The organism is Inhella sp. (assembly GCF_041912635.1).
Taxonomy (GTDB): domain Bacteria; phylum Pseudomonadota; class Gammaproteobacteria; order Burkholderiales; family Burkholderiaceae_C; genus Inhella.
Genome location: NZ_JAYRMO010000006.1, coordinates 51,249 through 67,786 on the forward strand (window position 1 = coordinate 51,249; position 16,538 = coordinate 67,786).

Genomic DNA, 16,538 nt, shown 5'->3' on the forward strand with positions numbered 1-16,538 from the left:
GCCTTAGAACCCCGCTGCCGCCGCCTGCGCCAGGAAGTCCCCCACCGCCCCCACATCCTGCAAATTCCACTGCCTGCCGTTGTGCAGCACCATGCGCGCGCCATCGCTGCCCAGGTAGTTGCCGGTGGCAGGGTAGTAGCGGTAGCTGTAGGGCGCGTAGGTACCGCGCGTGGCGCCGCGGGGGAAGAGCTGGGGGTAGACGTACTCGGCCCAGTTCATCACGCGCTCCATGGCGCTGCTGGGCTGGGCCTGGTCGGCGCCGTAGTCCACCTGGCCGCCGCTGCGGGGCTGGCGGTCGATGTCTTCGTTGACCTGGGGCAGGGCGGGGGCCTGGTTGCTGGCCGGGCTGCCGGGGGGCAGGTGGCCGTCGGGGCTGGTGGCCACGGCACCGCTGCGGCTGCTGCGGTCGGCGTTCAGGTGCTGCTGCCGCTCGGTCAGGCTGCCGCCGTCCTGGATCGGGCTGCCGGGGCGGCCATCGAAGAAGCGGCATGCGCTTTGCGCCTGCAGCCAGTTGTGCTCGCTGCCCGGGCTGCCCACCAGGCCGTAGACGCCGGCGGCGCTGATCTCATTGGCCCAGCGGATGCCGATGCAGGCGCCGCCCTGCTGCAGCACCAGGTTGTTGCGCAGCGTGGGGTTCACCGAGCCCGGGCGCTTGGCCACGGGGTCGAAATCTTGCAGGGTGACGCCGAAGTACAGCGCGGCGTGCCCCAGGCGGGCGGTGTCGATGATGGTGTTGTGGGCCACCAGCGCGTCCTGCGCGGCAAAGAGGCCGATGCCCGCGTAGCCGGTCTCGCGCACCACGTTGTTCACCACCACGCCGCGGATGCTTTCGTAGTAGTTCGGGTTCAGTGCGGTGTCGAAGAACTCGGGGCTGGTGTCGTAGCCGACCATGATGCCGCCCTCGCCGGTGCGCTCGATGCGGTTGCGCTGCACGCGCACATCGGCCGCGCCACCCTTGAAGTACAGCCCGTTGGTGGCGATGTCGTGGATCCAGTTGTCCTCCACCACCATGCGGCTGCCATTGACGTTGTCGATGCCCTCGGCGTTCTTCTCTTCGAGCGGCGTGCCGGCGGGGTAGATGCGGCCGCTGTTGTAGATCTCGCAGCGGCGGATGGTGATGTCGTCGCTCTTGGGGGTGATCTTGATGGCGTCGCGCCCGGTGTCGTGGATGCGGCAGTCCTCCACCAGCACGTTGGAGGCGCCGCGGCCGCTGCGGTTGTTGCGGGAATCCCAATCGGTCTGGAAGAACAGGCCGTAGAGGTTGCCGCCCATCACCTCCAGGCGCGAGATCGTGCTGCCGGAGGCTTCGGGGTCGATCTGGATGCAGACCCCGTCTTCCAGGTTCAGCGGGCAGCGGATGACGGCCCATTCGCCGGGGTAGGAGCGCAGCGTCAGCGGCAGGCGCAGGCGCACCTCGGTTTCGTCGAACACATTGGCGCCCTCGGGGCCGCGCAGGGTCACGGTGTCGCCCGCGCGCACCAGGGCGCGGGCGGGGTCCAGCAGATGGCCCAGGGTGCGGTAGGGCGCGGCCAGGCTGCCGTTGCCGGTGGTGTCACTGCCGCTGGTGGCCACGAACCATTCAGCGGCTGGTGTTGCCATTGGCGTGGCGGCCAGCGCCAGGGTGGCGATCCAGTTCCAAACGCTTCTTGCCATGCGGCCCCCTTTTGATGTGGGCCGCATGGTGCCGGCTTTCGATGGCGCGCGCGAGCCCCCCGTTCAGGGCCGTGGTGAATGCGCCAAGCGCGCGCACAGATACGACCACACCGCATGCGCCGCCGCCAGGCTGGTGAGCTGGGCGTGGTCGTAGGGCGGTGAAACCTCCATGCAGTCCAGCCCGACGCAGTTCAGCGTGGCCAGGTCCTCCAGCAACGTGAGCAGCTGGCCGCTGCTCAGGCCGCCGGGCTCGGGGGTGCCGGTGCCGGGGGCGCAGGCGGGATCCAGGCAGTCGATGTCCAGGCTGATGTAGACGGGCGGGTGGCCGAGTGCGGCCATGCGTTCGCGCACGGTACGCAGCAGCGGGGCCAAGGCGGCGCCTTCCAGCCCGCGCAGGCTGCGGCCGTCGAACACCAGGCCGCCGACGGCGCTGACGCGCTCGCGCGCGGCGCGCTCGGCGGCCGAGCGGATGCCGATCTGCACCACGCCTTCGGGGCGCAGCAGACCCTCTTGCAGCGCCTCATGCACCCAGGTGCCATGGCCGCTGGGCTCGCCGAAGTGCTCGGTCCAGGTGTCGCAATGGGCGTCGAAGTGGACCAGCGCCAGCGGCTGCCCCAGGTGCTGGCGGTAGGCGCGCAGCAGCGAAAGGGTGAGCGAGTGGTCGCCGCCCAGCCACACCATGTGGTGGCGCGCCAGCAGCGCCGGCACTTGCGCGGCCAGGGCCTGGCGTACGGCGGCCAGGCTGGTGTTGGGCAGGGGCAGGTCGCCCAGATCGGCCAGCTGGCCTTGCGGGCTGGTGTCGAACAGGGGGTGGGTGCCGTCGCACAGCAGCTGGCTGGCGGCGCGGATGGCGCCCGGCCCCAGGCGTGCGCCGGGGCGGTTGGTGGTGGCGCCGTCCCAGCACAGGCCGGCCAGGGCGAAGGGCTCGTCGCCGCGCGGCGGCGGGCACTGCAGGAAGTGCGGGTGGTGCTGGAAGGGGAAGGTCATCGGAGCTGGCCCAACAGGGTTTCAAGGACGAGTTCCTCGCAGCGGCTAAAGCTGGAGTGGCGGCCGCGTTCGGGCTGCGCCAAGGTGCCGTTGAAGGCGTAGAGCAGGCTCCAGCCGGGCTGCTGCCCGTCGGCCGGTTGGAACAGCAGGCCGGAGAGCAGGCCGTAGGCCTCGCCCAGGTGACCGTAGGCGCGCCAGCCACCACGCGGGTGCAGGCGGTCGCCGCCCTCGGCGTCGTGCACGTCGGCAAAGATCTGCAGGCCCAGGCCCCAGGCGCGGAACAGGCCGCCCAGGGTGTCGGCACCGTCGCCCGCGCGGTGCACCCAGCTGGGCTGCAGCAGGCTCGCAAAGCCGGTGGGGCTGATGAGCGCGTGGCCCTGCCACCGGCCGCGCTGCTGCAGCAGCTGGGCGATGCGCGCCAGCTCCGGCAGGTTGATGCGCAGGCCACCTTGCGGGGCGAAGCTGCTGCCGTTCTGGCCGGGCTGCTGGTGCCGGCTCCAGCGCGGCTGCGTGGGCAGGGGCCAGTCGTCGGTCTGCGGCTCCCAGCCCTGCGCGCCGCGGCGGTACAGGGTGGCCAGGCGCTGGCGTTCGGCCGGGCGCATCAGTGCCACGTCGTAGCCAGGGCGGATGCCCAGCGGGCCGAACAGCCAGCGCTGCATCAGCGCGTCGAAGCGCTCGCCGCAGGCGGCCTCCATGGCGGTGGCCAGCAGGGCGAAGGCGAAGTTGCAGTAGGCGAAGCGGCTGCCGGGTGCCGCCGGGTGCCAGTGGGCGGGGTCGGCCCAGCTGCGGCGCAGGGCGGCGCCGTCGGGCTGGGTGGGCTGGTCGGGGTCCTGCAGGCTGGACTGATGGGTGAGCAGCAGGCGGGCGCTGATGGGCGTCTGGCGGTGCAGGGGGTGGCGCAAGGGCGTGCCCAGCCAGCGGCCCAGGTCGGCGTCCAGATCCAGCCGGCCGGCCTCGTGCAGACGCAGCAGGGCCAGGGCCAGGGCCAGCTTGGAGATGGACGCGATGCGCAGCCGCGTGTCCATCTGCATGGGCAGGGGCTGCGCGCCCAGGCGGCGCCAGCCCCAAGCGCCCTCGGCCAGCACCTGGGGGCCGCGCTGCAGGCGCAGCACGAGGCCGCTGAGCGGTGCGGCCGCGCCTTGGGTCAGCGCGGCCAGCGGATCCAAGCGCGCATCGGCCCGGGCTTGCGTCACTGCGGCACCCAAGGCCGCCAGCAGGCCCTGGCGCCGCGTCAGGGGAAGCCCCCGCTTGCTCATCAGAACCGCCAGCCCAGGTTCAGGCCCACGGTGCGCGGTGTCAGGTAGATGCCCCGCAGGCCCACGCGGCTGGCCACGGCGGAGGTGCCCTGGAAGGACACCAGCTCGCGCTCATTGCTCAGGTTGTCCACCCACAGGCTCAGGTCCCAGTTGCCTTGGCTGATGCCGGTGCTCAGCCGGTAGGTGGTGTAGGCCTTGTATTCGAAGGGCTTGTCCTCGGGGTCGTCGCCGCGGTCGCTGGCCTTCACGCCCAGGTAGTTGGCGCTGGCGGCCACATACACATCGCTGTCGCCCCAGGCACCACTCCAACGGGCATTCAACGCATGCTTCCAAGGCGCGGTGCCGCCCAGCTGGCCGCCCTTGCGGTAGGTGCGGCACTCGGTGCCGTCGGCGTACAGGCAGACCTCCTTGGTGCCGGCCCACTCGCCTTCGGTGTAGCTGCTGCTCAGGCCCAGCTCCAGGCCGGCCACGGGCAGCCAGCGCAGCTGCATCTCGAAGCCGCGCGTGCGCGCCTTCGGGCCATTGGTGGTGCCCCAGACCGGGAAGCCCTGGATGTCCTGGCTGAAGTAGGTCTGCGGGTCCTTCCAGTCGATCTGGTAGACGTCGGCCTGCAGGTAGAGCTGGCGGTCCAGCAGGAAGCCCTTGGCGCCGATCTCGAGGTTGTCGGTGCGGTCGGGGCGGTAGCCCTGCAGCGCGGGGTTGACGGCCTGGTCGCCCACGCCGCGGAAGCCGTTCGCGCCACCGCGCCGGAAGCCCTGGCTGAGCGTGGCGTAGGCCAGCAGGTCTTTGGTGAGCGCGTAGTTGGCGTTGAGCTTGAAGTAGGTCTTGCCGCTGTCCTTCTCGCGGCCCTTGATGGTGCCGGTGACGAGGTCGAAGGCGTAGTCCTCCACCTGGGTGCTGCTGTCGTCCTGGTAGGCGAACAGGCGTGCGCCGGCGGTGAGGGTGAGTTTGTCGATGGCCTGCCAGCTCAGCTCGCCGAAGAGCGCGCGTTCCTTGTAGTCGCTGCGCTGGTCTTCCATATAGCCCTCACCGGGGCGGCCGCGGGTGGGCAGGGTGGGCATCCATTCGCTGTATTGCTGGCTCTTTTCCTGGCTGGAAAGGAACAGGCCAGCAATCCAGCTGATCGGGCCGGGTTCGGAGACCAAACGGGTTTCGTGCAACACCCCTTCGTTGCGGTTGTCGTACGTCATGTAGGCCGTCTGGCCGGCGAAATTGGGCGCGCCCAGGCGGTAGCGCGAATAGCCCAGGTCGCCGTAGAAGAAGGAGCCGGTGCCGAGGTAGTCGCCCTGGCCCACGCGGCTGTCCTTGAAGCGGCTGGTGCTGCTGTGCAACTGGCCCAGGCCGTCCAGGCGCCAGTCCAGGTCGATGGTGGTCAGATCGATGCGGCGGTCGGTGTACTCGGGGTAGGGCGAGAGCACGGTCTGGCGGTCCCAGGCCAGGGGGGCGGTGTAGCGGGCGGGCGAGCCGCTGGCCGGCAGCAGCTGGCCGCCGCTGGTGCCGTGGGCGGTGCTGTCTTGCCAGCCATGCGTCAGGCGCAGCTCCAGCGCGGGCGTGGCGCGCCACAGCAGGGAGACACGCGCGGTGTCGGCGCGGTACCAGTCGTCGTCCTTGTAGAGCACCTCGTCGGCCTTGGGCTTGGGCGTCCAGGTGGATGTGAGGTAGCTGGGCGTGCCGGCGTAGCGGTCGGTGTAGCCGCGGTCGTCCAGGCGCGCCAGCGACACGCGCAGCGCCAGGTCTTCGCCCAGCGGGGCGTTCAGCACCACGTCGCTGTCGTTCGACAGCGAGCCGTGCTTCACCTGGAAGAAGCTGGTGTTGAGCTGGCCCTCGAACTTGCCCAGCTGCGGCTTGTTGGTGATGTAGCGCACCGCGCCGCCCAGCGCGCCGCCGCCGTACAGCGTGCCCTGCGGCCCAAGCAGGGTCTCGACGCGGGCGATGTCCTTGATGCGAAAGCCCACGGCCGGGAGCATGGCGTCGTCCAGGTAGGTGGACAGGGTGCTGCGCGCGAACCACTCGATGTTGTTGGCGCTGACCGAGCTGATGTTCAGGCCGCGCACGGTGATCGAGTCGGAGAAGCGCGCGCTGTTGGGCGGGGCCTCGATGGAGGGGCTGTTGGCGATCAGGCGCTTGAGGTCGGTGATGTTGGCCTCGCGCAGCGCCTGCTCGCCGATGGCGGTGACGTTGTAGGGCAGGCGGTGCGCCAGCTCGCGGCGCTTGCTGGAGGTGACGACCACGGTGTCCAGCTGGGCGGCTTTGGACTCCTTCTCCGCCTTCTTCTTGGCTTCGGCCTCGGCTTCTTCTGGCACCGTGGTTTGCGCCTGGGCGGGCAGCTGGATCAAGCCGGCCAAGAGCAGGGCCAGGGCGACGGGACTCGGTTTCTGACGCAGACGCATTCGTGGGACTCCTCGGGGGGATGTTGTGGGGCCGACAGCGCCGCCGGTTCGGAGTGCACGGGCCGTCTTGAGCCGCAAGGCTAGGAGGCCCATCGGTCCGAATCGGCAACTTGCTCTTGCCCCGGCGCCTTGGCGTTGCGGCGGCTCACGCAGTACGCAGCGCGGTGAATCCCCATGGCGCCAGCGCTTCACAGCGGGCAGCATGGCGGCATGAGCCTGGACCTGAACCCCTTGCTGATCTTGCTGGAAGTGCAACATGCCGGGGGCCTTGCGCCCGCCGCGGCGCGCCTGCACACCACGGCCTCGGCCCTCTCCAAACAGGTGCGCGCGCTGGAGCGCCAGACTGGCCAGCTGCTGGTGGAGCATGGCTCCAAGCCGCTGCGCCTGACCGAAGCCGGCCGCGCCTACGCGCTGGCCGCGCGCCAGATGCGCGAGCACCTGCGCAGCGCGCAGGACCAGAGCGCGGCCCTGCGCAAACAGCTGGGCGGCACCCTGCGCGTGGCGGCCAGCTTCATGCTGGGCCACGCGGTGCTGGCCGAGTACGTGGTGGCTTTTCGCCGCCGCCACCCGCAGGTGGAGCTGGAGCTGGTGCTGCGCGACGACGACCCCGACCCCGTGGCCGAGCAGTTCGACCTGGCGCTGCGCCACGAGCAGGGCCGCAGCGCGGAGCTGATCGCGCGCTCGCTGGGCGCCAACCGCGTGCGCCTGTGCGGTGCGCCGGCCTACTTCGAGCGTATGGGCTTCCCGCGCGAACCCGAGGACCTGGCCGGCCACCCCTGCCTGGTCTTCCACTGCGAGGGCCTGGACAGCCGCTGGCGCTTCGTGGGCCCGCAGCGCACCGTGCTGGTGGTGCCGCAGGGGCCCATCACCTGCAACAGCGACGAGCTGCTGCTGGCGCCACTGCGCGCGGGCGAGGGGCTGTTGCCCTGCTTCGACTGGGTGGTGGCGCGCGACCTGCGCGAGGGGCGGCTGCAAACCTGCCTGGACGGCTGGCGCTTCGAGTGCGAGGCCTGGGGCGAGCCCGAGCTGTGGGCCGTCTACCCCAAGGGCAAGCGCGGCCAGCCCAAGATCAAGGCCTTCATCGACGGGCTGGCGGAGTACCTCGCGCAACTCAATGCGGGCGTAGAAAAAGCGCAAGCCTGGCTGGGCCGCTGAAGCGCGGCCGCGCCAGGCTTGCTCGGGGTTTGGGCCCTTACTTGAAGACGTGCATCAGCAGGTCGGCCCCCGTGCCGTCATCGGTGATCAAGGCCTCGAACTTGGCGGCCGGGTACTTCACGCCCTTGCCGCTGCGCGTGGTGTCGTAGTTCTTGGAGTAGGGCACCCCGTCCCACACGCCATAGGGGTCGTTGACGATGTAGTTGGCACCGTCCCAGCCCACCACCTCCACGATGTGGCCGGAGCCCGTGAACCAGCCATGAATGACCACCGGCTTGCCGCTGCCCACCAGGCTGCGCAGCTGGCCGATGGAGCCGGCGCTGGTCCACTGATCCCGCAGCGCGGAGCCGGCCTTGATGGCCTCGGCATTGAAGATGTTGGCCATGGTGGCGGGCGCGCCGCTGATGCCGTAGGTCTTGTAGAGGTAATCGGGCGTGCGCATGCCCAGGCGGGCCGGGTCGGTGATCTTGTAGAAGTCCAGCACCATGGCCAGCGAGGTGATGTTGCAGGCGCGCCAGCCCTCTTGCTGGTTGGCGTTCTGGTTGTAGTACGGGAAGGTGACCGGCATGCTGCTCAGGCCCTTGAGCTGGAGATAGAAGTCGCCCGACCAGCGCTGCTGCAGGCAGGCCAGGCCACCGCCCTTGCTCTGGCAACTGGCCGTCAAGGTGGCGGGGAAGGGCCCGAACACGTTCAGCTGGTTGCCGCTGGGCGCGGTGCCCTCCACGCACAGGCCGTCAAAGCGTGCATCGCCCGCGCTGCTGCCGCGCGGGCAGGCCGCGGTGCCGCGCAGGCTCTTGGTGAAGGCCTTGGCCCAGCGAGCGGCGGCCACTGTCACCGTGTTGCCCTGGTAGGGCAGGGGCTGCTGCTCGGCGCAGGTGCTGCCGCCGCCCAGCCGCTGGCATTCGCTCACCATGGCGGCGGGGAAGGGGCCGTAGGCGTTCGCGGTGTCGGCGCAGAAGCCCAGCGCAGTGTCGAAGCTGGCGCCATCGGGGCAGCTGGTGGCCACCGGCGCCGGGTTGGGCGGTGGGCTGGCGGCGATCTGGTAGTTACCGGCGCTGCAGGCGGTGCTGGTGTCCCAGCTGGTCTGTTGCCAGTTCATCGCGGCCAGAGTGTTCCATTGCGAGAGCGGCACCTCCGCGCCGGGCACCACCCAGAGCGAGGCGTGGGGACCGGCGATCTTGAAGAACTCGTTCTGCTGCGCAGCGCTGGTGAAGGCCTTTTCGTTCGAGGCGATGTGCCAGATCGGCTTCTTCGCGCCCAGCGCGCGGTACTCGCAGTTGCCGGTCTCGATCCAGCGCTTGGTTTCGGCCACATAGCTCGGGCCCCAGACGTCGAGGTAGGTCTGCGGCATGTGGGCGTCGACGTACTTGTCGATGATGTCCACGCGCATGCCGCGGTCCTTGGGGTTGCCCCAGGTGGTGGCGGTCAGGTACCAGTCGCCCTGGATGGTGCCGGCGGCGCGCGCCTGGGCCTGCGCGCTGCTGAAGGCCTTCAGCAGGTTTTCCAGCGCAGTGCTGGTGCCGTCGAACTCCTTCTCCAAATCCAGCACATAGCCCTGATAGCCGAAGCTGGCGGCCTGCTTCAGCGCATTGGCCTGCGCGGCCTCGTTGCCCGGGTAGTTGTAGGACCAGGCCCAGGGCTCGATGCCGCGCGCCTTGTAGATGTCGGTGGTGGTTTTGGAACACGCATCCGGGAACCAGTTGCAGCTGTTCGCGCCGTCGGCGATCTTGATGAAGATGCGCTTCACGCCCACGCTCTTGAGCTTGTCCGCCAGCTGCGCATGCGTCATGCCGGTGTTGCTGATGAGGAAGAGCCAGGCGCCGAACTTGTTCTTGGCTGTGCCGGCGCTGGTCAGGCCGGCGTAGAAGCCGGCGTTCCAGCGGTTCGTGTAGCAGGCCGGCCCGCCCGCGGCGGCCACGCATTGCGCGATCAGGCTGTCCGCAAAGGGCCCGTACACACTCTTCACGCCGCCCACGGTTTCGCTGCAGCGGTTGCCGTAGGCCGGGTCGGGCACGCTGCCGTTCGGACAGGCGCCGGTGCCGCGCAGGCCCTGCGTGAAGGCCTTGCTCCAGCGCGGCAATTGCACCGTGGTGCTGCCCACGACGTAGGGCTTGGTATCCGTGCAGGCCGGGCCACCGCCTAGGGTGCTGCACTGGCTCGTCATGGCCTGGGTGAAGGGGCCGTAGGCGTTGGCGCTGTCGGCACAAAAGCCCAGGTTGCTGTCAAAGCTGCTGCCATTGGGGCAGGCCGCTTGCGCGCCTGCGGCGCAGGCCAGCCAGGCCAGCAGGGTGGCAGCAGGCCACGGTCGGAAATTCATCGCGTCTCCTTGGTGTGAGGGGCCGCTGAACGGCCCGCCTGAAGAGACGCTGCCTGTCAGCGGGGGCGCAGGTTAGGAGGGGGCGGGCGGTGCGAACAGGGGGCGGCGCCGCGGGCGTCATCACCGCAGGGCATGGGAACTCGTGGCCCCATCAGGACTTGCCCGTAGCGCGGTTGCAGTTGCGCGCACCGGCCCTGGAGGGCCTGCCGCTGGATGTAACGGCAGGCCGCCGCGGCGGACAGGTCAGATTGCCAAAACGGCAAGGCCGCTTTGTCGCTTTTCCGGCGCAATTGCTCAGCCGGTGCGGGCCAGCGCGCGGATCGCGTCGATCACGCGTGCCGTGTCGGCCACGCCCATGCCGGCGTACAGCGGCAGGCACAGCACCTCCTGCGCCGCCTGCGTGGCCACCGGCAGATGGTCCGGCTGGGCGCTGGGCAGCTCGGCATACATCGGGAAGCGGCTGATCAAGGGGTGGAAGTAGCGCCGCGTCAGGATGCCCTGCTGCTTGAGGCGCTCGTACAGGGTGTCGCGGCTGCAGACGAAACCAGCCTGCACGCGCACCGGGAAGTAGCTGTGGTTGTGGCTGAGCGGGTCGGTGCTGGGCGGCAGGGTCAGACCGGGCAGGCCCGCCAGGCCGGCGCGGTAGGCGGCGTCCACGGCGGCGCGCTGCTGGTTGTTGGCTTCGTAGCGCGGCAGCTGCAGCAGCCCGATGGCGGCCTGCAGCTCGTTGAGCTTGCCATTGATGCCCACGCTGTCCACCGTCAGCTCGTCCACGAAGCCGAAGTTGCGGATCTGCTGCAGGCGCCGCTTCATTGCGGCGTCGCGGCAGATCACCGCGCCCCCCTCGAAGGTGTGGAAGACCTTGGTGGCGTGCAGCGAGAGGACCGACAGCTCCCCGGCGCGCAGCAGCCCCGGCGCGCGCACGCCAAAGGCGTGGGCGGCGTCGTATAGCACCTTCAGGCCATGGCGCGCCGCCAGGGCGTCCAGCGCGGCGGTGTCGCAGGGCCGGCCGTACACATGCACCGGCAGCAGGGCGCGCGTGCGCGGGGTGATGAGGGCGGCGACGCGCTCCGGGTCCAGGTTCAGGGTGACGGGGTCGATGTCCGCGAACACCGGCCTCAGCCCGGCCCAGCGCAGCGCGTGCGTGGTGGCCACGAAGGAGAAAGGCGTGGTGATGACCTCGCCCTCTTCCAGATCGAGCGCGCGCAGAGCGGCCAGCAGGGCGATGGTGCCGTTGCAGAACAGGGCCAGCTCCGGCACGTCCAGGAACTCGCACAGGGCCCGCTCGAGCTGCTGGTGGAAGGGGCCGTTGTTGGTCAGCTGGCGGCTTTCCCACAGCGCCTCCAGCGCCGGCATCAGGTCCGCCAGCGGCGGCAGATCGGGGCGCGTGACGGTGAGCTTGGGCTCAGTGCTCAAAGCGCACCTCGAAGGATTCGGCCGGCCGGCGCACCAGCGCCGCCACATTTCGCGCAGGGCGGCCTGGATGCCGGCGGCGACGGTGGTGGGCTGCACCAGGGGGTGGGTGCCGATGCGGGCGCGCAAGCTGGCACGCAGCTGCCCGAGCGATCGCAGTTGCTGACTCCAGGTCTTCGCCATGGCAACAAAGGTGGCGTCGTCATGCGCAATGAAGGCCTGCAGGCCCAGACGGCCCAGGATGCCGGCGCACTGCCAGGAGACGAAGGAATCGCCCGTGCGAGTCAGGGTGGGTACGCCCATCCACAGCCCATGGTGCGCAGTGGTGCCGGCCGGGTAGGGCACGGTGTCAAGCAGTAGGTCGATTTGTGCGTGCAAGGCCAGGTACTGCTGCAGGGGCTGTACGCCATGAAAAGCCAGGCGTTGACGCGCGATGCCCCGCACTTCCAGCGCCCGCTGGAGCCGCTGGCGGGCCTCGGTGCCATCGATGGCACCCAAGAGCATGCGGCTCTGGGGTACGGCGTGCAGCACGGCGGCCCACAAATCGAGGCTGGCCGGGCTGATCTTGTTGGGTCGCTGGAAGCTGCCGAAGGTGAACGGATGACCGAGCGAAACCGGCAGCGGCGCCACATCCGGTGCTTCCCCATGCTCGAAGGTGCTGGAGCTGGGGATCCAGACGAGATGCTCCACGCATTGAGAGGCCAGCTGGGGCGGGGTGCGGAAGGTGTCGGTGATGCGGTAGTCCACGGCTTCCAGGCCCGTGCTGTGCGGGTAGCCGATGGCGGTGATCTGGACCGGCGCGGGTTTGCGGGCAAAGCACATCAGGCGGTTGTGGGCGGTGTGGCCGGACAAGTCGATCAGGATGTCAATGCCATCGGCCTGGATGCGGGCCGCCAGCTCGGCATCACTCAATGCGGCCACTTGCACCCATTGATCGCACAGGGCCTGCAACTCGTCCGTATAGGCGTCACGGCGCCAATGGGCCTGGTAGGCCACCAATTCCAGTTCCGTGCGATCGAAGGCGCGCCAAATGGGTGCGATGAAGCGGGCCACCGCGTGATTGCGCAGATCAGCCGATACAAAACCGACTCGCAGACGCTTGCCGGGGTCGCGCAGATTGGCATGCTGAGGCCACCGACTGCGCAGGGGCGAGCCATGCATGGCACCGAATCTCAGGTGCGCGTCGCGCAACTCGGCTGGGCTCAAACCGCCTTCGTGGGTGAGCATGAAGAGCAGATTGCTGTGCGCCTGCACGAAATTCGGGTCGCATCTGAGCGCGGCCTCGAAGCTCTGTCGCGCCAATTCAATGTGGCCCTGGCGTTGCTGCACCAAGCCGAGCAGGTTGTGTGCCGCCGCGTCGTCCGGTTTCAGGCGCAAGGCGAGCTGGAGGCAGGCGTATGCTTCCTCCAGCTCTCCTTGTTGCCGCAGGGTGTTGGCCAGATTGATGTGCACATCGGGCCGATGTGGCAGCAGCTGCGCGGCCTTGCGCTTTGCCGTCAGCGCCAGGTTCGGCTGGCCCTCACGTTGGGCCGCCACGCCAAGCAGGTTCCAAGCCTCACCCATCTCCGGGTGCTCAGCCGTCAGTGCTTGACCCAGCAACAGAGCCTGACGGTCCTGGCCATGCAGCAAATGGTCCCGCAGCCGGCGCAGGGTGGGGCCGGGTGGGCTGGAATCGGTGTCGGGCATGGCCAAGAGAAGCGTACAAGCAGGGACTGGAGCGCGCGCAGGCGACGGCTGCGCGTGGGGGCGCGATGCTCTCATGCCCAGGAGCGTGCAACTTGGGGGATGCCCCCGATGGTAGAGTCCGCGCCCCCCAGGTCGACGGCCCCGGCCCTGCGAGAAGATCGCACTGGCAGACGCCGCACGAGCACCGCACATGTCCCGCGCGCCCCTGTTTGACCCCCGCGACGTCCAAGCGCAGCTGCAACCCTATGCGCTGTACGCCCGGCTGCGCGAGGAAGACCCGGTGCACCGTAGCCCGTTCGGCATGTGGGTGCTGTCCCGCGATGCCGATGTGCGCACCGCCCTGCGCGACCCCCGCTTCAGTTCGCGGCCCTCGCGCTTTTCGGTGCATGCGCGCCAGGAGCTTCAGGACCTGCCGGCTTCGCGCATGGTGCGCGACATGGTGATGTTCCAGGACGCACCGGAACACACCCGCCTGCGCCGCCTGCTGGCCCGGGTGATCACGGACAACCTGGCCAGCAATCTGCGCGAGCGCATCCTGCACTGCGTGGACGAGCTGCTGGCGCCGCATGCGGCGCGTGGCGAAATGGACCTGCTGCACGACTTCGCGATCCCGCTGCCTGTGCAGGTGATTTCCGAGCTGCTGGGCATTCCGCCGCAGGACCGGCACTTGCTCAAGCGCTGGGCCGGCAGCGTGTTTCAAGTGTTTTCCCCCATCACCGACGGGAGCGCCTACCGCGAGCTCAACGGCGCCGTGCAGGAGTTCCGGGACTACCTCGGCCCGCTGGTGCAGCTGCGCCGCCGTGAGCCGCAGCGCGATGTCATCAGCCAGCTGATCCAGCTGCGCGACGAGGCCGACGCACTCAGCGACGACGAACTGATCACCTCCTGCATCCTGCTGTTCGCCAACGGCGAGGAGTCCTTTGCCCACGCGCTGTGCAATGGCCTGCACGCGCTGCTGAACGACGCCGGGCAGCTGCAGCAGCTGCGCGCCGACCCCAGCCTGGTGCGTCCGGCTTTCGAGGAGTTCATTCGCTACGACAGCCCGGCCCAGGTGGTCGGTCGAACCCTGCTCGAACCGATCGAGTTGCATGGCCGGGTGATTCCGAAGGGCGTGCCCGTCTACCTGTTGCTCGGCTCGGCCAACCGGGACCCGGCGCGCTGGGCGGAGCCCGATCGCTTCGACATCCGTCGCGCCGACGCCGATCACCTGGGTTTCGGCCATGGGCGGCACAGCTGCCTGGGGGCCGGCATTGCGCGGGTGGAAGCGCAGGTGGCGCTGACGCGCCTGCTAGAGCGCCTGCAGGGCCTGGCCTTGGCCGAAGCCGATCCGCCCTGGCGCGCCGACTTCTTTCTGCGCGGCCTGCAGCGTCTGCCCGTGCGCTTCCGTCCCTTCTGATACGCCACGCCATGCACCCGCTGCTGCCCCAGCTGTTCGAGCGCCATGCGGCGCAATGCCCGCAGGCGCCTGCCCTGGTCGACCAGGGCGAGTGCTGGAGCTATGCCGAGCTGAACCGCCGGGCGGATCACCTGGCCGCGGCGCTGGCGGCGCGCGGCATCGGCGCCGGCGATCGAGTGGTGCTCGCCTACGAGCGTTCGGCACAGGCTCTGGCGGCTCTGCTGGGCATTCTGAAGAGCGGCGCGGCTTACGTGCCGGTCGATCCGGCGCACCCGGCGGAATGGCAGGCGCAGATCGTGGCGGACTGCGAGCCGGCTGCCGTGCTGGGGGCGCTGCGCAGCCCCCACAGCGCCACGTTGGACGATGCCTGGTGGCTTGCGCAAGGGCCGGCGGCCTGGGTGCCCGACCGTGCGCTGGCCGCTGAGGATCTGATGTACCTGATCTACACCTCGGGCTCCACCGGCCAGCCCAAGGGGGTGCGGGTGTCGCATGCCAACGTCGCCCGCCTGTTCCCGTCGCTGGCCGGCCACATGCCCTTCGGTGCGCAGGATCGTTGGACGCTTTGCCATTCGCTGTCCTTCGGCTTTTCCGTCTGGGAAGTCTGGGGCGCCTGGGCGCATGGCGGCTGCCTGGTGCTGGTGCCGCCGGCGCTCAGCCAGTCGCCGCAGCGGCTGCTGGACCTGCTGGCGGCCGAACGGGTGACCGTGTTGAGCCAGACGCCCACCGCCTTCCGGCAGCTGGCGCGCGGCCTGGGGCCGCAGACGCCGGCCCTGCCCGATCTGCGCTGGGTGGCCTTCAGCGGCGAGGCCCTGGAGCCGCACACCCTCGCCCCCTGGCTCGCCCACTTCGGCGCGGAACGGCCCCGCTTGGCCAACCTGTACGCGCTGACGGAGACCAGCGGCGAGGTGGCCTTCCACCGGGTGACGGACGCGGACCTTGCGCCGGGCCGGGGCGCCTGCATCGGCCAGGCCTTGCCGGATGTGCGCCTGCGCCTGGTGGACGAGCAAGGGGCCGACGTGGCGCCGGGTGAACTGGGTGAACTGGTGGTGGGTGGGCCCAGCGTGGCGCTGGGCTACTGGCGCCGGCCCGAGTTGGAGGCGCAGCGCTTTGGCTGGCACGACGGCCAGCGCGAGTACCGCACGGGGGATCTGGCACGGCAGGGGCCGGACGGCGCCCTGCGCTTTGAGGGGCGGGCCGATCGCCAGGTCAAGCTGCGGGGCTACCGGGTCGAGCTGGGTGCGGTCGAGGCCGCACTGGCCAGCCACCCCGCGCTGCGCGACGCCGTGGTGGACGCCGAGCCCCAGGGCACTGGCGGTCGCTGCCTCGTCGCCTATGTGCAGCCGATCGAGGGCGGGGCGCTGCCCGCCGGGCTGGCGGCCTTTGTGGCCGAACGCCTGCCGCATTACGCCGTGCCCGAACGCTGGGTGGCCATCGACCACCTGCCGATGACGCCCAACGGCAAGCTGGACTGGGCGGCCCTGCGTGCCCAGGCCGGCGCGCCAGCCGACCCGCCGCCCGCGCATGTGCAGCCGGGTGCCGGTCTGCAGCAGGCGGTGGCAGCGCTCTGGTGCCGCGTGCTGCAGCGCGCCGAAGTGACGCCCGATGACGACTTCTTCGACCTGGGTGGCTATTCGCTGCTCGCCTTGGAACTGACGCTGGCCTTGGAGCAGGAGCTCGGCCTGCAGGTCACGATGACCGATCTGTTCGAGGCCCCGACCCTGGCGGCGCTCTGCGCCTTGCTGGAGCGGCGCCAGAGTCTGGGCCAGGACCCGGAGGCCCAAGCCGCGGAGGCCGGCATGGATGGGGTCTACATGCGTCAGGCCATTGCCAAGGCACGCGAAGCGATGCTGGTGGGCCAGCCGCCCTATGCGGCCTGCATCGTGGGCCCCGACGGCGCCGTGCTGGCCGTGGCCCACAACGCCATCTGGCAGAACCAGGATGCGACCGCCCATGCCGAGGTCGAGGCCATTCGCGCCGCCTGCCGCAACCTGGGCGCCTCCGAGCTCAAGGATTGCGTGCTGTACTCCACCGCCGAGCCCTGCAGCATGTGTCTGAGCGCCAGCGTCTGGGCCGGCCTGCAGCGCATCGTGTATGCCATCGACATGCAGGACGAACCCCGCTTCGGCCTGGCCGAACCCACCGTGCCCTGCCGCACCCTGCTGCAGATGCTGGGCAAGCCCGTGCCAGTGCAGGGCGGGGTGATGCGGGCCGAGATGCATGCCCTGCTGGAGGACTGGCTGCGCCTGCAGTCGGTGAGGCCATGAGCGCTCCCGCACGGCCGCTCC

9 protein-coding genes and 1 pseudogene are annotated in these 16,538 nt (G+C 70.0%); 3 read left to right on the forward strand and 7 right to left on the reverse strand.

The features are described from left to right. Positions 1-3: 3 nt before the first annotated feature. The 4 genes from ACE3QP_RS04965 to ACE3QP_RS04980 form a co-directional block, all read right to left on the reverse strand. The gene (locus ACE3QP_RS04965) at positions 4-1,653 is read right to left on the reverse strand and encodes a right-handed parallel beta-helix repeat-containing protein (protein ID WP_374434057.1); all 1,650 of its coding nucleotides are present in this window, start codon (positions 1,651-1,653) and stop codon (positions 4-6) included. Between the two features lie 63 nt (positions 1,654-1,716). Continuing rightward, complete coding sequence (locus ACE3QP_RS04970) at positions 1,717-2,640, reverse strand: agmatinase (protein ID WP_374434059.1); 924 nt, start codon at positions 2,638-2,640, stop codon at positions 1,717-1,719. Continuing rightward, positions 2,637-3,896, reverse strand: a complete 1,260-nt coding sequence (locus tag ACE3QP_RS04975; protein ID WP_374434061.1) for a serine hydrolase domain-containing protein — start codon at positions 3,894-3,896, stop codon at positions 2,637-2,639. The genes ACE3QP_RS04970 and ACE3QP_RS04975 overlap by 4 nt, the downstream gene beginning before the upstream one ends. Further along, the gene (locus ACE3QP_RS04980) at positions 3,896-6,286 is read right to left on the reverse strand and encodes a TonB-dependent receptor (protein WP_374434063.1); all 2,391 of its coding nucleotides are present in this window, start codon (positions 6,284-6,286) and stop codon (positions 3,896-3,898) included. Before ACE3QP_RS04980 ends, ACE3QP_RS04975 begins: the two co-directional genes overlap by 1 nt. Before the next feature lie 210 nt (positions 6,287-6,496). On the opposite strand from ACE3QP_RS04980, the gene ACE3QP_RS04985 reads away from it, so the two are divergent. After that, on the forward strand, positions 6,497-7,441 hold the full coding sequence (locus ACE3QP_RS04985) for a LysR substrate-binding domain-containing protein (protein WP_374434065.1): 945 nt from the start codon (positions 6,497-6,499) through the stop codon (positions 7,439-7,441). A gap of 37 nt (positions 7,442-7,478) precedes the next feature. Here ACE3QP_RS04985 and ACE3QP_RS04990 read toward each other — a convergent pair whose 3' ends face one another. The 3 genes and pseudogenes from ACE3QP_RS04990 to ACE3QP_RS05000 all read right to left on the reverse strand — a co-directional run. Continuing rightward, positions 7,479-9,758 carry a C39 family peptidase gene (locus tag ACE3QP_RS04990; RefSeq protein ID WP_374434066.1) on the reverse strand — a complete coding sequence of 760 codons (2,280 nt, stop codon included), beginning with the start codon at positions 9,756-9,758 and terminating at the stop codon, positions 7,479-7,481. Between the two features lie 294 nt (positions 9,759-10,052). Next, positions 10,053-11,222: a DegT/DnrJ/EryC1/StrS family aminotransferase gene (locus ACE3QP_RS04995; RefSeq protein ID WP_374434229.1), complete on the reverse strand. Its 1,170-nt coding sequence runs from the start codon at positions 11,220-11,222 to the stop codon at positions 10,053-10,055. 60 nt (positions 11,223-11,282) lie between these two features. After that, positions 11,283-13,049 (reverse strand): annotated as a pseudogene (locus ACE3QP_RS05000) (tetratricopeptide repeat protein); the annotation flags it as partial. On the opposite strand from ACE3QP_RS05000, the gene ACE3QP_RS05005 reads away from it, so the two are divergent. Next, positions 13,048-14,253, forward strand: coding sequence for a cytochrome P450 (locus ACE3QP_RS05005; RefSeq protein WP_374434068.1), 1,206 nt, complete (start codon positions 13,048-13,050; stop codon positions 14,251-14,253). The pseudogene ACE3QP_RS05000 and the gene ACE3QP_RS05005 sit on opposite strands and share 2 nt — an antisense overlap. A gap of 11 nt (positions 14,254-14,264) precedes the next feature. After that, the gene (locus ACE3QP_RS05010; protein WP_374434070.1) at positions 14,265-16,517 is read left to right on the forward strand and encodes an amino acid adenylation domain-containing protein; all 2,253 of its coding nucleotides are present in this window, start codon (positions 14,265-14,267) and stop codon (positions 16,515-16,517) included. Positions 16,518-16,538: the final 21 nt, after the last annotated feature.

What these genes read in the sequence shown, in the direction of transcription:
- ACE3QP_RS04985 (WP_374434065.1), top strand. Translation starts at nt 6,497, where the DNA reads ATGAGCCTGGACCTGAACCCCTTGCTGATCTTGCTGGAAGTGCAACAT.
- ACE3QP_RS04965 (WP_374434057.1), bottom strand. Translation starts at nt 1,653, where the DNA reads ATGGCAAGAAGCGTTTGGAACTGGATCGCCACCCTGGCGCTGGCCGCC.
- ACE3QP_RS05005 (WP_374434068.1), top strand. Translation starts at nt 13,048, where the DNA reads ATGTCCCGCGCGCCCCTGTTTGACCCCCGCGACGTCCAAGCGCAGCTG.
- ACE3QP_RS05010 (WP_374434070.1), top strand. Translation starts at nt 14,265, where the DNA reads ATGCACCCGCTGCTGCCCCAGCTGTTCGAGCGCCATGCGGCGCAATGC.
- ACE3QP_RS04975 (WP_374434061.1), bottom strand. Translation starts at nt 3,896, where the DNA reads ATGAGCAAGCGGGGGCTTCCCCTGACGCGGCGCCAGGGCCTGCTGGCG.
- ACE3QP_RS04980 (WP_374434063.1), bottom strand. Translation starts at nt 6,286, where the DNA reads ATGCGTCTGCGTCAGAAACCGAGTCCCGTCGCCCTGGCCCTGCTCTTG.
- ACE3QP_RS04995 (WP_374434229.1), bottom strand. Translation starts at nt 11,222, where the DNA reads ATGTGGCGGCGCTGGTGCGCCGGCCGGCCGAATCCTTCGAGGTGCGCT.
- ACE3QP_RS04990 (WP_374434066.1), bottom strand. Translation starts at nt 9,758, where the DNA reads ATGAATTTCCGACCGTGGCCTGCTGCCACCCTGCTGGCCTGGCTGGCC.
- ACE3QP_RS04970 (WP_374434059.1), bottom strand. Translation starts at nt 2,640, where the DNA reads ATGACCTTCCCCTTCCAGCACCACCCGCACTTCCTGCAGTGCCCGCCG.